Genomic DNA, 13,579 nt, shown 5'->3' with positions numbered 1-13,579 from the left:
TCGCCAGACGCAGGCGAGCGGACATATCTGTATCGCGGCAGACAGTAACAGAGACTGTCGCTTATTAATAATGCGCGAGCCTTTGAATAAAGCCAAGTATTTCGACAAACTCGCATTAGCGGTGGGAATTAATAATCAACAAAAAAAAGAATGAATTTCGTCATCAGTCATCAGTCATCGGTCATTGGTTATCTGTCACTAATTTCATTATTTATCATCAGTCACTTGAAAAGCAGGTAACAGATTTTAACTTAAAAAACTAATGACTGACGACTAATGACTAATGACTAATAACTAAATGATAGTTCCATCAGGAATCGTGGCATTTTTCAGAACTACGATAATGCCACTGCGGATGTAAAAACCTTGGTTTTCGCGGTTGGCTTCTTCCACTCGGTCTTTATTAATTATTTGAACATTGCGGCCGATGCGAGCATTTTTATCCACAATCGCGCGGCGAATTGTAGTATCTGCACCGATACCAAGGGCGACGCCGCCGTTGTCCAAACTCGAATGCCGTTCTGCGTCGGGTTCGTAGAAGTCAGCACCCAAGACCAGGGTGTCTTGAATCGTACATCCAGCTTCAATGCGCGATCGAACTCCCAACACAGAATGGTCGATCCGGCACTCTTTGAGAATGCAGCCTTCAGCAATAATCGATTCAGTCACGTGAGTATTTAAAAGCTTAGTCGGCGGCAAGAAACGCGGGCGAGTGTAAATTGGCGCCTTTTCATCGTAGAAACTGAAAGGCGGCTGAGGCTGTTTTGTCAGAGCCAAGTTAGCATCGTAAAAAGCCTCAATGGTTCCGATATCTTCCCAATAATCGTCAAACAAATAAGCTTGAACGTTGTGGTCTTTTGCAGAATTCGGAATTATCTCTTTACCAAAATCAGTTTGGTTTGGAGATTCTTTCAGGAGTTTAATCAGAACTTCTCTTTTGAAGACGTAAATCCCCATCGAAGCAATGTAAGGACTTTCCTGAGCCTGCTGCGCTGTCAATCCCAGTGTAGTAGTATCCACCTGCATTTGTTTGAGCGCATCGCCTTTTGGCTTTTCGCTGAAAGAAACAATGCGGCCGGTGTCGTCGATTTTCATCAAACCAAAATCCGACGCCCGCTTCTCGTCCATAGGCAAAACCGAGAGGGTGATATCCGCGTTGGTTTCGCGGTGTCTCTGCACAAACTTCTGGTAGTCCATGCGATAGAGGTGATCGCCCGAAAGAATCAAGTATTCATCAACGTCCCACTGTTCTAGCAGCGAGAGATATTGGCGAACTGCATCGGCTGTCCCTTGAAACCAGTTGGGGTTTTCCTGAGTTTGCTGGGCGGCGAGCACCTCGACAAATCCCTCGGTGAAGCCGGAAAACTGGTAGGTGCGAGAGATGTGACGGTTGAGGGATGCCGAGTTGAATTGGGTGAGGACGTAGATTTTGACTATTTCCGAGTTTATGCAGTTGCTGACAGGAATATCGATGAGGCGATATTTGCCTGCGAGGGGAACTGCGGGTTTGGCTCGCAGTTTGGTTAGGGGGTAAAGGCGGGTGCCTACACCGCCACCGAGGATGATGGCTAAAACTTTTTTCAAGGAACTTTCTCCCTAGGGTCGATTAACTCTCCAAGTACAGTGTCGGATGGTGAGGGCTTCTTGACAAGGGGGGGGAGCAAGGAAGTTTTGAGTTTTGAGTTAGGAGTTGAGTCGTTTACACAAAAACCAGGTTGTTTAATCCAAATACTTCTTCAAACTCTCAATAAGAGTTAAAAAACCCGGTTGATCAGAGTTGGAGTACGTCCTGGATTGGAGTTAGGAGTTTTGAGTTGTGAGTTAAAATACCCATCAATCCATAATGGATATTTAAAAAAGTTTTGAGTTGTTAGTTAAAATACCTTTCAATAAATAAAGGCAGTTTAAGGAAAGAATAAGGTTCGGGGTTTTGGCTGTTAATAACAAGTTTTTTGGGTAAATTCCCCGTTTTCACAATTTCTCGATCGAGGCTCATGGTGCTGTTGTTCTTTTTCAAGGCAGGTCGATCGCACCACCACGGGCGCTGACACTCTGTGTGAGCCCTTCCTCACATGGTTCTGCTTGCGATCCGGTTCTTTTTGCTGGCGTTCCTGTTATTCAGAGTATGTGCGACTCCACAGCACTCAGGAAGCGTCGCCCATCGGGACGATAAATTGCTAGGTAGAGTCTGTTTTCCATCTTAGATTGACTGCAAATTTGTGTAATATTTTACAATTTGTCGATCGATCAAATGGGATAAAAGATCTATTCTCTACCAAAAGCTAGATCCGCAACAAACATCTGCTACTGTAGCCTAAGCCGTAAAATCTAGAAAAAGTGTATGCAAATTCAAACGCCGGACTGGGTTAAACACGCGGTATTCTACCAAATATTCCCCGATCGCTTCGCCAAAAGCAAACAGCCCCGCAAACGCATGCTGCAAAACTTCATGTGGGAAGAATGGCACGCAATCCCCACCCTGCAAGGCTACAAAGGCGGCGACTTGTGGGGCGTGATGGAAGAGCTAGACTACTTGGAAGACTTAGGCATTAACGCAATTTATTTCACCCCCATATTTCAGTCGGCCAGCAATCACCGCTACCACACCCACGACTACTATCAAGTCGATCCGATGTTGGGTGGCAATCCGGCTTTTAAAGAGCTTCTAGACGCCGCCCACGATCGCAATATCAAAGTTGTCCTCGACGGCGTATTCAACCACGCCAGCCGCGGCTTTTTCTTCTTCCACGACATCCTCGAAAACGGCCCGCATTCTCCTTGGGTAGATTGGTTTAAAATTGAAGGCTGGCCGCTATCTGCCTACGACGGCAATTTTCCTGCTAATTATGCCGGTTGGGATGGGAATCGAGCCCTTCCTGTATTCAATCATGACAATCCAGAAGTGCGAGAATACATCATGGAAATCGCCGAATATTGGATTAAATTCGGCGTTGATGGCTGGCGGCTGGACGTTCCTTTTGAAATTAAAACTCCGGGATTTTGGCAAGAATTTCGAGAACGAGTTAAAGCAGTTAATCCCGAAGCTTACATTGTGGGCGAAGTTTGGGAAGATGCGACAGAATGGCTCGACGGTACTCAATTTGACGGGGTGATGAATTATCTTTTTGCTGCACCGACTATTGCTTTTGCAGCGGGGGACAGGGTTGATTTAACTCAAATTGAAGGCCGTGCTTACCATCCCTATCCGCCGCTTTTTGCTAAAGAGTACGGCGACAAAATTCAGCAGGTTTTGGAAATGTACCCGTGGCCCATACAGCTAACTCAACTTAATTTGTTGGCCAGTCACGATACTGCGAGGTTGTTAACAATTGCAGGAGGCGATAAAGCTAGTGTCGAACTCGCAACTTTGCTGCTGTTAACTTTTCCCGGAGCTCCTAGCATTTACTACGGCGATGAAGTTGGTTTGCCCGGTGCTCTCGATCCCGATTCTCGCCGCGGTTTCCCCTTACAAGCTCGCTGGGAACTTGATGTTTTAGATTATCACAAGCAGTTGATAGCTTTGCGGCACAAATACGCTGCCCTCCGCACTGGTTCGTACCAAGTTCTGTTTGCTGAGGGAACGGTTTACGTTTTTGCCAGAATTTTGGGGGATGAGGAAATAGTTGTTGCTGTCAATGTCGCGACCGAAGAAGCTAATATTAGCTTTGAGCCAGCTAGTTTGAAATCTCCTCACGATAAATTGCTGTTCGGTAAAGGCGAGTTTGTTTGGAAAGGTGACGGGGAAACTCGCCTTTTAGAATTGATGCTGCCGGCGCGATCGGGATTGATTTTAGGTTCTGATAATTAGTTCAGCAATTACGTAAGTGTCACGATCCAATCGACTTGTAGGGTGCGTCAGACCGAGTTATGGAGGGATGAGCGATGGCTGGGATCTGACCCACCTTACTAAGTGTGACACTTGCGTAAGTTCTCTAGTTTAAAATGTAAGGTGCGCCCATAAGCACCCTACTAAATTTAGAGAGGCCGCAAGTTTGATTATGCTGCAACCAATGCTGGTATTAGCACCGCATCAATGATATGGATGACGCCATTGTCGGCAAGAATATTGGAAGTGAGAACTTTAGCATCATTCACTTTAAGTCCGTCAGAAGTATCAATTCCTACCACAGAACCTTCCACTGTTTCAGCAGAGCTTAACTCAAGCAAGTTCTCAGTTAGTACCTCGCCAAACAGAATGTGATAAGTCAGAATTTTCTTGAGCTTGGGTATGTCTTCCAGCCAAGACGTAATAGTGTTCGTAGGAATTTTGGCAAATGCCTCATCAGTTGGTGCTAAGACGGTGTAGGGGCCCGGACTTTGCAATAAATCTAACAAACCAGCCGCTTCAATAACAGTCACGAGGGTTTTGAAAGAGCCGGCATTGGTGGCAGTCTCGACAATATCAGCCATGATGTTTTTCAGGAGTGCAAATAGCAGAAATTGAATCAGAGGCGACAATCATTTTAGCAATTTACAAATAGCAGAAAATGGATCGGAGGGATGATGATTATTTTAGCCATTATAAGTTAATTGGGTTGCCGGCCCTGATGGCTCGGCGCGATCGACCTTGTGGGCTTATACTTGGGTCGCCTCCTCCCCCTTGCGGAAAAACTGCTTTAAAATCTCTCCGGGCTCTCTGTCCCAAGTGTCGATATGTTCGTAAATTAAGCCGTCTTTATCCAATTTATAAGTAGAGTAGCCGTTAAAAAAAATCCGAGCTTTCCAGGGAACCCGCAGTGTCCCGCGAACAGTCCAATTTGCCACAATAGTATCATGGGCTGTTTGACCTACGTCGTGCAGGTCGAAGTAAATCTCGTTAAAGAATAGCTGGCCGTGAAATCGCAGAGTCCAAAAGATAATGCGATAGTTGATTTTTCCTTTAAATTTGTTAACAGGGTCTTGAAAATAAACATCTTTTGTGTAGATGTCGTAGGAGATGTCTTTCTCAAACAGCGTCGGGAGATCCGCTTTGAGGGTGTCTACTGCTTGTTCTACCTGCATTTGATATTCGATCGCGCTCAAACTACCACCTTGTGACAGTATTAATTTATAACTTTAAATGAATAATCTCGATCGGCAGCGGGATGAGAAAAAAATCGATACTTCATCCAGCTCTAATCTTACCTCTAATTATATTGTCCGCGCCGGCCTTTCTGCTGGCCCGGACTTGCGACATCGAAACCTTGGCACAGATTTGACAGAACACCCCCACTCCTCTGATATTCTCGCAGAAATCAACAGCGGCAAGCTGTTGATGGTAGATAGCCGTCGCCGGAACGGTCTAATTTTGATTAAACGTTTCCACGCGGAGTTTGCCGGACCTGGGGCTGCGGTTGGCGGCGCTTTTGATGTTGACTCTCAGCAGGTAATTCCCGTGGGCGATTTTTGTTTGGTTTGCCCTCAATCTCCCGAAGAAATACAGAAAGCTTTTGGAATTCGGCGGCAGTGGGTGCGGTTAATGGAACAGTTAACGGCAAAGCCTACAGCTTTAGAACGCGCACAAATGGTTTTAACTCAGTTTGAACAATATTTGGATTCGGAAACGGTGGCACAAATTCCCGATGAAGCTTTGGCACTTTTAGTAGGCGTATTTCCCCAAACTATTCGGGCGGCGCGACAAGAAAATGATCAGTTATAAATTGGTGTAGATACCTTATGCTGCGATCGCGCTGCTACAAGCTCCACTCGGCATTCTGCAAAACGACTCGATAGCCATCTGGGTCTTCAAATGTAACTCCATCTTTGTCCCAGTATGGATTGTAGGAGTTTACAGGATCAAATCCACTTGCTTTCATTCGCTCAACAGCCTGCTGCCATTCTTGTTGGTTAGGAAGGTAAAAGACGATAAGATTGTCTTGAGTTGGAGCGCCACCTACAATATGTCCCCGTTGATGGATGAATTCAAAGTGGTGGCTTTCTCCTGGCATTCCAACCATTACTCCGTCAAAACCTTCATGGTTTTCAAAACGATCGAGGATTTGCAGCCCTAAACCCTCTGTGTAGAAATGAACAACTCGATCGAGGCAATCCGTTGGACGAGCAACCCGTAAAACCTTTGCTTGAAGCATATATACCTTCTCCAAAGTTATTTTGGTGTTAAGCAGAAACTGGATACCCAATATTATGAGTTGTCAAAAATTTCTCCTATTCGATCGACTGTTCGCTGATTTTCATCGGGACTGCCCACCGTAATTCGCAAACCTCCTCCAGTATGCCGAATTAAAGTACCTCGATCTTTTAGCTGCTGCATGATTTGTTTGTGTTCCTGTTCAGGAGATTCGCCATCGCCAGCTTTCACCCGCAGGTAAACGAAGTTAGCCGCACTCGGCCAAACTTGCAATTTTTGATGCTGAGTTAGCGCTGCAATTAATTTTGCTCTTTCTGACAAAATTTCGGGAATGGTTGCTAGCAATAACTGCCGCTGCGCTAGGGCTAGCTCGGCTGCCGTTTGCGAGAAACTGGGAAGGTTGTAGGGGAGACGGATTTTTTCTAAGGTGGCTGTGAGTTCGGGATGGGCGATCGCATATCCGACTCTCATTGAGGCCAGTCGAAATGCTTTGGAAAATGTGCGTAAAATAATCCAATTTGGATGCTGGTGCAATTGGTCTGCTAAAGTATTTTGGCTGAATTCAAAATAGGCTTCGTCAATTACTACTAATATCTGTTCCGGTAAACTTGACAACCATTCTATTTCATCGGTTGTCAAAGCATTGGCTGTGGGCGAATTGGGATGAACGACAAAGACGGCGCGCACGGGGGGATTTTGATTTTGGGCGATCGCCCTTTTAGCCGCCTCGATATCGATTTCAAAATTCTCCTCTTTCCGCTGAACACTGACAACGGGAATTCCGAGGGTTTGGGCGATTATTCCATACATCGAAAAGGTAGGATTCGCTACGAAAATAGAGCCGGTACCGCCTAAACAAGTAGCTATTAAAATGGAGCGAATTAGTTCGTCGGAACCGTTGCCCACAGAAATATTGTCGGCTGTAATAACGGTTTTGGGCAGTGTAACCCCCCCTAGCCCCCCCTTGTTAAGGGGGGGGACATTTAGGGATTCATTGACGTATTGGGCGATCGCCTCTTTGAGCGCTGCGTGGCCTCCATCGGGATAGCGATTTGTCTCAATTAACTGCTGGTAAGTCCAAGCTAGCTTTTTTTTTAATTCTTCTGGCAAGTCGTAGGGGCATTCGTTGGTATCAAGGCGATCTATCGCACTTTCGGAGTGCGCTGGCTCTCCTGATGTGCCGCTCGGATGGGGAGTGTATGCGGTAAGTTCGGCTAAATCTTTTCGGATAAAGGGAAGCATGGTATAGTTTACGACTTTTTATTTTAGATAATCTGCTTAGAAGCATCTGAACTTAGCATAGAGCTTGTTCTATCTCGAAAGCAAGAGGAGATGCGGGATTTAGTTTCTGTCGATCGATTGATGCGTCGGCTGTAGCCAATTGATTATTCTTAGAAAGTAACTGCTAATATGTGGAAACCCAGTATGAAAGTCAAGCCTTCCGATCTATCTAAAAATGCCGCCGCTACCCTCATAGCTTTGAGTTTGGCTGTTCTCCCTTCAGCTATGCCTGCTTCAGCTCAAACCGAATCAGCTCCGGCACAGAACAATACTGAGTCTAATGGAGTTGTTCTAGACAGAACTCCCTTTCAAGAAAGCAAGGAAGACAACAATCATTGGGGTGCTTTGGGCTTGTTGGGCATCCTCGGTTTGGCGAATCTGTTTCGCAAGGATGAACCCAAACGCTACCGCGATCCGATGGGCGAATAATTTTTTAAACTGTCATCGCACCAGCCAAAAAACCAAATCAACCGTCGTGGATTCAGAAACCGGGTTTTTTACCGAAAGACTGGATTATTGCCTTTAATCCGAGTAACAAATCCGGTTTCTTTGATATTTATGGGTATTTTGGCCACAAAGTTTGTTTATTCAATCACGCCACAAAGCAATTCCGCCCAATAAACCGCTCACATTTGGTACTATTTTAACCTGCGGCGGTAACTCAACAGCAATCTTTTTAGTATTGCCGCCGCCGATGTAAATGCGATCGCAGTTAAAGAGATTTTGCAGATAGGTGAGCGCTTTTTCCAAACGGCGATTCCATCTTTTGGAACCGACTGTATCTAATGCCGATCGCCCTAATTGCTGTTCGTAAGTTTCCCCTTTGCGAAACGGGTGATGCCCTAATTCTAGATTTGGCACCAAGATACCATCGACAAATAAGGCAGAACCGAAACCGGTCCCCAGGGTAATTACTAATTCTACCCCTGTCCCAGCAATTGCTCCCAATCCTTGAATATCGGCATCGTTAGCCACTCGCACAGGTTTCCCCAAGCGATCTTTAAGGATAGTTTCTAGGTCAAAATCTATCCAAGACGGATCTAAATTCACTGCGGTTTTTATGACGCCTAGACGCACGACTCCGGGAAAACCGACGGATACTCGGTCAAATTCTCCTTGTCCGCTGGCTAAAGAGGCGATCGCCTCTAGTACGGGTTCCGGTTTCGGTGGTTGAGGCGTTTCTAAGCGGCTGCGTTCCGTTTGGGGATCGCCTTCATTGTCCAAAACCATAACTTTGATGCCGCTTCCGCCAATATCCACGGCTAAGGTGCGAGTCGATCGATCTTGTTCAGTCATTTGATTGTTGAGACTTGCAAGTTGGTAAAATTTTAATTTTTGAATTGGCAAAACTTTTGAATCGCTTCCCAAATTTCCGCTAGGACATTTCCCAAAGAATGATCGTCTTCTAATTCGATTAATTGCACCCAGGGACGGTTAGCGGCAAAATTTCTGCTAGCTTGAATCGGTATTATTGTATCATGTTTGCCGTGAAGAATTAACGTAGGGACTGACCGAATTAATTTTTCTTCAGGGTATTGAGCCATATCTGCCACAAACTGATAATTCAGTGGCAGATAACGCTGTTCGCCGTAGTGGTAAACGGGCAAATATTTCTCCAACTGCCACTTTTCTAACTGTTGCTGTCCCAACAGCGGCAGCCAGTGGGAGATAAATTGAAAAGCCGGTGCTAGCAAAACTATTTGTTTTACTGACAATTGTCGCTGGGCCAACCAAGCCGCTGTCAGTCCTCCAAAACTCGACCCAATTATTGTAACTCCCCCTAATTGTTTTACCTTGTCGGTCGATGGGGAGGATGGGGTTTGCAGAAATTCTGTTTCTATTTGCTGTAACTGGCGGGTGAGGGTGAGACCGGAAAAATTGTTTTGATTGAGATCGGGAGTTTTTAGGTCAATTCCTAGGGACGAAAAGCAATCACGGAGATATTTTGCCTTAAGAGAATCGGGACTTGATGCAAATCCGTGTAAATAAATGTAACTAGAATGGTTTTTTAAATTCATTCAGTAATTGATATTTAACAACAAATATTAAGTATAACACCCAGAACCCCGGCTTCTTTAAGAAGTCGGGGCTCTAATAAGCCGTGAACAAAATGGCACTATTACTGTGGTTTTTGACCGTTTTGCATCCGATTTTTAGCATTTTGTCGGCGCTGCTGCATCATTTGAGCTAATTGGCTGCGCTGTTCGGCTGTGAGCACTTCTCGCATTGCGAGTGTACTTTCAAATTGAACCTCTTCCAACTGCTGCCTCAATCCGATTATTTGACGGTGTTTTTCGCGCATTTCGCTGGCATTTGCCGTGCCGGACATCATCGTTTCCAATTCTTGTCTCGCTTGGCGGATTGCTTGCATCCGCTGGGAAACTTGGTCTTTGTAGCGATCACGAACTGCTTGCATTTGCTGCTTTTGGTCAGCGCTTAAATTCAGTTTCTCGAACATCCCGCCTTCCTTGCCAGGTCGATTTGGTCGCTGATTTTGTGCAAATGTTTCCGGTTCGAGGGGATGAGGAACTGCTATTGCTGCGGCTGTACTACCGAGAGTCAGCATTAAAACTGCTAGGGCAGAAATACGACGAATTGACATGAAAATTACCTCTTTGATATTACTTATTTGTTGGCGGTTGGCTGCCAGCACCAGGGCTGACAGTCAACCAGTCTGTTTGCGAGCTATCGGTCATAGTTTCTTGGGTAGAATCATGGAGGACACCCTCCCAGTTAGTAACTAAAAATGCTTCTAACTTAGCTGTTTCCTCATCTGGCAATTGTGCAGTATTAAACGGACGGTAGCCAGACCAAAAAACTAGCAGAATAGCAGCAATTGCAGACGACAAAGCCCACTTAGAAACAGAGAATATTTTTAACCTGTTATCAGACTTTGCTGACGCAATGAATCGCGGTTTTTTGCGGTGATTTTCATGGGAAAAACTCGGCTGATTACTTTCGATTGCTGCTAGGAGTTTTCGCTCTAAATCTGGTGCAGCTTCAGGAAGATTTGGGCGATGTTGCTTCAAGAAATTAACTAACTCTTGGTCGCTGCTTGGGTGATTCATAGCTCGCTGACACCTTCTTTTTGCAAAAATTGCCGCACAGCATTTCGGGCATAAAACACGCGAGATTTGACGGTTCCTGCCGGCAGTCCCAAAATTTGAGCTACTTCTTTTTGCGGGATGTCTTCTAAGTCGTGCAGCACCAAAACGCTGCGGTGTTCAAAGCTCAATTTCTCCAATCCTCGCTGCACTAAATCTTGATAGTGCAACTGCATCAAGTCAGAGGTACGATCTGTGACAACAATCCGATCCATTTGTTCTTGATTTTTGAGTTTGGAATCAAAAGAATGCTGCTTAGCAACTGCTTGTCTTTGGTCAGAAGCCACATTCCAAGTGATTCGATAAAGCCAAGTAGAAAAGTTGTCTTGGTGCTTGAGTTTTGGCAATCCTTTCCACACTCGCAGGAATACTTCTTGCGTTAAGTCGTCAAGCAGCGAGGGCCCGCAGAGTTGGTAAAGGGTTGACCTGACTTTGTGTTGGTAGCGTTGGTAAAGGTGGCGAAAGCAGGTGCGATCGCCCTTTAAACATTCAGCAACTAAGTCCGAGTCGGAACAGTTATCTATTAAAACATTGGCTGACACAGCTAACACCTGTGAAGTCTCCCCCACCAGTTCGTTATCTGAAGTGTTTAGACAGGACGATCGCGAAAAAGGTTCAAATAATTTAAAATATTATTTTGAGCATGAATCCGCTTGGGGTGTAAAAATGCACCAATGTCAGCAACAGGCTTTCGGGCCTGTTCCACAAAAACTTAATTTTCTTGTGGGGTGGGTTCTAGCCCGCCCGTAACAGGCTTTCGGGCCTGTTTCACAAAAATTAAGTTTTCTTGTGGGCCGTAGGGTTGGCTATAGCGACCAGTCCCAAATATCGGTTCTAACTATTTACAGCATTTTTCCAATAAGTATAACTTTCTAAACCAATACTTTTTTTGTCTTCATTATAGAGTTCATCTAAACATTTGAAAAGAGCTAAAGCGTAATTTTTCAATCCCAACTCTGTCAAACTTGTGATAATCCTAGTCAGCCGCAGGTAGTTGTGATTAAATTTTTGAATCCACTCTCTTTTTCTTGACAAATATTCTGCGGATTTTGCAATTACAATTTCTGCGTTTTCCCCTTCGCGGCATTCCAACCCGTAAAATGCCAGCATGACATTGAACGAACGGAGTAAGCGATTTTTCAACTCTTCACTTGTTCTAAAAGCTTGAATTACCTCATCATTTAAAGTCGGAGCACTGGAATTAAAGCGACTCTTTTCTCTTAGGGGAAACAGCCATTGAATGTAATTGTGTACGGATTCCAGCTTCTGGTAATCCCACGACCAAATATCCTCGATCGCCCGGCCTTGTGAATCAGGCTGCTGACCGAGATAGAATGCTAAAATTGTGTTTTGTTTTGTTGAATCACTCATTAATAAGTTGTGTTGTATCTAAATTGTATTTTTGGGCTGGCGGGACGCCCACCCCACAACCAGAAAATTTAATTTTTGTGTGGAACAGGCATCATGCCTGTTTTTCAAAATAGTTTTCTTGAGTCATTTTTAACCGACTTTAGCTATTAGCCAGAGACTTAAGTCTCTGGCTACTTCGCCTTGTTTACCGTAGAGTCACAAACTCTTCCGCAGTCGATGGGTGAATGCCAATAGTCGCGTCGAAGTCTTTCTTCGTAGCTCCCATATTAACAGCGATCGCCATTCCTTGAATAATCTCGCCCGCGTCTTTCCCAACCATGTGCACGCCCAAAACTCTGTCAGTATTAGTTTCAACAACTAACTTGACAAAAGTCTTCTCGTCTGCGCCTGTCAAAGCGTGAAACATGGGCCTAAACTTGGCTGTGTAGCACTTAATTGAGTCGGGAAACTTTGCTTTAGCCTGCACTTCGCTTAAGCCGACTGTAGCTGCTTCCGGCTGCGAAAATACTGCTGAGGCAACATTTTCGTGACTGATCGATCTGGGGTTATTACCAAATTCAGTATCGGCAAAAGCGCGTCCTTCGGCGATCGCAACTGGTGTTAAATTGATGCGGTTGGTGCAATCTCCCACTGCAAAAATGTGGGGCTGACTGGTGCGGCTGTCTTTGGTAACTGCGATCGCACCTTTATCTGTTTCTACCCCCGCATTTTCTAAACCCAATTTTTCTAAATTAGGCTGACGCCCGGTAGCGCACAACAGCGCGTCTACTATTAGCGTTCCTTCGGCTGTTCCCGACAGAGTTAATTTTAAGCCTTCTGGGGTTTTCTCAATGTGGTTGATCGAGCTTTCTGCCAAAATTTCGATTCCGTGCTTAATCATTCCTTCTTGCACGTTGGTACGAATTTCTGTGTCAAATTCGTTCAAAATTAAGTCACGGCGGATGATTTGAGTTACTTGGCTTCCCAACCCGTTCATAATGCAAGCAAATTCGACGCCGATGTAGCCTCCTCCCCAAATTGCCAACCGTTTTGGCTGCTCTTTTAGTAGAAAGATTTCGCGAGAGGTAATCGCGTGTTCGATGCCGACAATTGGGACTCTTTGCGCTTCTCCGCCGACAGCAATTAAAATTTTGGCTGCGGTAAATTTTTTGTCACCAACTTCGACGGTGTGGGGGTCAATAAATTTGGCGTATCCTGAGATTAATTCGACTCCGGCTTTTTCAAGAAAGCTGATGTGCAGTTTGCTCAGCCGCCGCACTTCTGCATCTACCGTGGTGACAAGTTTTTCCCAGTCGAAACTGCTTTCTACTGGACTCCAACCGTAGCCCACCGCATCTTCATAAAGGTGCGAAAATGTTGAGGCGTACACCATGAGTTTTTTGGGGACACAGCCGCGAATTACGCAGGTTCCGCCTACTAAATCATTTTCGGCGATCGCCACTTTTGCGCCGTAGGATGCTGCTCGCTTGGAACTCGCCAATCCGCCGGAACCCGCACCTATCACAAACAAGTCGTAATCGTATGTCATAATTGTATTTACCAAAAATCCCCAACTTACCAAGTTTACGCTTAACTTTTCTTAATGATAGCTCAAAAAATTTGCCTTTGAGAACTTCTGAGCGCTACATATAGAGCTATTTCAGGGGTAAGAAAACGGGGGACGAGCCGGTCTTTGGCTATCCTATAGCCCCGAAATGCCATCTGTGATGAAAAGTTTAGCCGTATAATAGCAGGTGGCCTAACTCAACCCTACCTG

General features: G+C 45.3%; 15 protein-coding genes. 3 read left to right on the top strand and 12 right to left on the bottom strand.

What is annotated here, in order from left to right; translation table 11 throughout:
* Positions 1–294: 294 nt before the first annotated feature.
* Entirely contained in the window at positions 295–1,584 is a 1,290-nt protein-coding gene (locus tag QT979_RS20580; RefSeq protein ID WP_333084485.1) for a glucose-1-phosphate adenylyltransferase, read from the bottom strand.
* A 757-nt stretch (positions 1,585–2,341) separates the two neighbouring features.
* On the opposite strand from QT979_RS20580, the gene QT979_RS20575 reads away from it, so the two are divergent.
* The gene (locus tag QT979_RS20575) at positions 2,342–3,808 is read left to right on the top strand and encodes a glycoside hydrolase family 13 protein (protein WP_333214931.1); all 1,467 of its coding nucleotides are present in this window, start codon (positions 2,342–2,344) and stop codon (positions 3,806–3,808) included.
* Positions 3,809–3,996: 188 nt separating this feature from the next.
* Here the strand turns inward: QT979_RS20575 and QT979_RS20570 are convergent, their stop codons facing one another.
* Both QT979_RS20570 and QT979_RS20565 read right to left on the bottom strand, forming a co-directional pair.
* The gene (locus tag QT979_RS20570) at positions 3,997–4,410 is read right to left on the bottom strand and encodes a fasciclin domain-containing protein (protein ID WP_333107900.1); all 414 of its coding nucleotides are present in this window, start codon (positions 4,408–4,410) and stop codon (positions 3,997–3,999) included.
* Between the two features lie 165 nt (positions 4,411–4,575).
* Complete coding sequence (locus QT979_RS20565; protein ID WP_333180032.1) at positions 4,576–5,001, bottom strand: DUF2358 domain-containing protein; 426 nt, start codon at positions 4,999–5,001, stop codon at positions 4,576–4,578.
* 58 nt (positions 5,002–5,059) lie between these two features.
* On the opposite strand from QT979_RS20565, the gene QT979_RS20560 reads away from it, so the two are divergent.
* Positions 5,060–5,638 carry a hypothetical protein gene (locus QT979_RS20560; RefSeq protein ID WP_333214929.1) on the top strand — a complete coding sequence of 193 codons (579 nt, stop codon included), beginning with the start codon at positions 5,060–5,062 and terminating at the stop codon, positions 5,636–5,638.
* A gap of 34 nt (positions 5,639–5,672) precedes the next feature.
* Here the strand turns inward: QT979_RS20560 and QT979_RS20555 are convergent, their stop codons facing one another.
* A complete protein-coding gene (locus tag QT979_RS20555; RefSeq protein ID WP_333214928.1) occupies positions 5,673–6,068 on the bottom strand; it encodes a VOC family protein in 396 nt (131 codons plus the stop codon).
* A 53-nt stretch (positions 6,069–6,121) separates the two neighbouring features.
* A complete protein-coding gene (locus QT979_RS20550; protein WP_333311533.1) occupies positions 6,122–7,309 on the bottom strand; it encodes a histidinol-phosphate transaminase in 1,188 nt (395 codons plus the stop codon).
* A gap of 183 nt (positions 7,310–7,492) precedes the next feature.
* Here QT979_RS20550 and QT979_RS20545 point away from each other — a divergent pair, with 183 nt between their 5' ends.
* Positions 7,493–7,777 carry a WGxxGxxG family protein gene (locus QT979_RS20545; protein WP_333311532.1) on the top strand — a complete coding sequence of 95 codons (285 nt, stop codon included), beginning with the start codon at positions 7,493–7,495 and terminating at the stop codon, positions 7,775–7,777.
* A gap of 159 nt (positions 7,778–7,936) precedes the next feature.
* On the opposite strand, the gene QT979_RS20540 is transcribed toward QT979_RS20545, so the two are convergent.
* The 7 genes from QT979_RS20540 to gor all read right to left on the bottom strand — a co-directional run bounded on the left by QT979_RS20540 (position 7,937) and on the right by gor (position 13,351).
* Positions 7,937–8,644, bottom strand: coding sequence for an ROK family protein (locus tag QT979_RS20540; protein WP_333214923.1), 708 nt, complete (start codon positions 8,642–8,644; stop codon positions 7,937–7,939).
* 32 nt (positions 8,645–8,676) lie between these two features.
* The gene (locus QT979_RS20535) at positions 8,677–9,366 is read right to left on the bottom strand and encodes a YqiA/YcfP family alpha/beta fold hydrolase (protein WP_333311531.1); all 690 of its coding nucleotides are present in this window, start codon (positions 9,364–9,366) and stop codon (positions 8,677–8,679) included.
* A 101-nt stretch (positions 9,367–9,467) separates the two neighbouring features.
* Positions 9,468–9,950, bottom strand: a complete 483-nt coding sequence (locus QT979_RS20530; protein ID WP_333214919.1) for a Spy/CpxP family protein refolding chaperone — start codon at positions 9,948–9,950, stop codon at positions 9,468–9,470.
* Positions 9,951–9,969: 19 nt separating this feature from the next.
* Complete coding sequence (locus QT979_RS20525) at positions 9,970–10,416, bottom strand: hypothetical protein (protein WP_333311530.1); 447 nt, start codon at positions 10,414–10,416, stop codon at positions 9,970–9,972.
* Positions 10,413–11,003, bottom strand: a complete 591-nt coding sequence (locus QT979_RS20520) for a sigma-70 family RNA polymerase sigma factor (RefSeq protein ID WP_333311539.1) — start codon at positions 11,001–11,003, stop codon at positions 10,413–10,415. The genes QT979_RS20525 and QT979_RS20520 overlap by 4 nt, the downstream gene beginning before the upstream one ends.
* Before the next feature lie 283 nt (positions 11,004–11,286).
* Positions 11,287–11,823 (bottom strand): opioid growth factor receptor-related protein, encoded by a 537-nt coding sequence (locus tag QT979_RS20515; protein WP_333311529.1) that lies wholly within the window; start codon positions 11,821–11,823, stop codon positions 11,287–11,289.
* Between the two features lie 184 nt (positions 11,824–12,007).
* Positions 12,008–13,351 carry a glutathione-disulfide reductase gene (gene gor, locus QT979_RS20510; RefSeq protein ID WP_333214911.1) on the bottom strand — a complete coding sequence of 448 codons (1,344 nt, stop codon included), beginning with the start codon at positions 13,349–13,351 and terminating at the stop codon, positions 12,008–12,010.
* Positions 13,352–13,579 lie beyond the last annotated feature (228 nt).

This window comes from Microcoleus sp. w2-18bC1 (genome assembly GCF_036700365.1).
GTDB lineage: Bacteria > Cyanobacteriota > Cyanobacteriia > Cyanobacteriales > Microcoleaceae > Microcoleus.
The sequence above is the reverse complement of the archived record's forward strand: the minus strand, read 5'-3'. Positions and strand labels throughout refer to the sequence as shown.

Bases quoted from the DNA above. Each gene is read 5' to 3' on its own strand.
- QT979_RS20560 (WP_333214929.1), top strand. From the start codon at position 5,060: ATGAATAATCTCGATCGGCAGCGGGATGAGAAAAAAATCGATACTTCA.
- QT979_RS20555 (WP_333214928.1), bottom strand. From the start codon at position 6,068: ATGCTTCAAGCAAAGGTTTTACGGGTTGCTCGTCCAACGGATTGCCTC.
- QT979_RS20570 (WP_333107900.1), bottom strand. From the start codon at position 4,410: ATGGCTGATATTGTCGAGACTGCCACCAATGCCGGCTCTTTCAAAACC.
- QT979_RS20575 (WP_333214931.1), top strand. From the start codon at position 2,342: ATGCAAATTCAAACGCCGGACTGGGTTAAACACGCGGTATTCTACCAA.
- QT979_RS20540 (WP_333214923.1), bottom strand. From the start codon at position 8,644: ATGACTGAACAAGATCGATCGACTCGCACCTTAGCCGTGGATATTGGC.
- QT979_RS20545 (WP_333311532.1), top strand. From the start codon at position 7,493: ATGAAAGTCAAGCCTTCCGATCTATCTAAAAATGCCGCCGCTACCCTC.
- QT979_RS20525 (WP_333311530.1), bottom strand. From the start codon at position 10,416: ATGAATCACCCAAGCAGCGACCAAGAGTTAGTTAATTTCTTGAAGCAA.
- QT979_RS20565 (WP_333180032.1), bottom strand. From the start codon at position 5,001: ATGCAGGTAGAACAAGCAGTAGACACCCTCAAAGCGGATCTCCCGACG.
- QT979_RS20550 (WP_333311533.1), bottom strand. From the start codon at position 7,309: ATGCTTCCCTTTATCCGAAAAGATTTAGCCGAACTTACCGCATACACT.
- QT979_RS20530 (WP_333214919.1), bottom strand. From the start codon at position 9,950: ATGTCAATTCGTCGTATTTCTGCCCTAGCAGTTTTAATGCTGACTCTC.
- gor (WP_333214911.1), bottom strand. From the start codon at position 13,351: ATGACATACGATTACGACTTGTTTGTGATAGGTGCGGGTTCCGGCGGA.
- QT979_RS20515 (WP_333311529.1), bottom strand. From the start codon at position 11,823: ATGAGTGATTCAACAAAACAAAACACAATTTTAGCATTCTATCTCGGT.
- QT979_RS20535 (WP_333311531.1), bottom strand. From the start codon at position 9,366: ATGAATTTAAAAAACCATTCTAGTTACATTTATTTACACGGATTTGCA.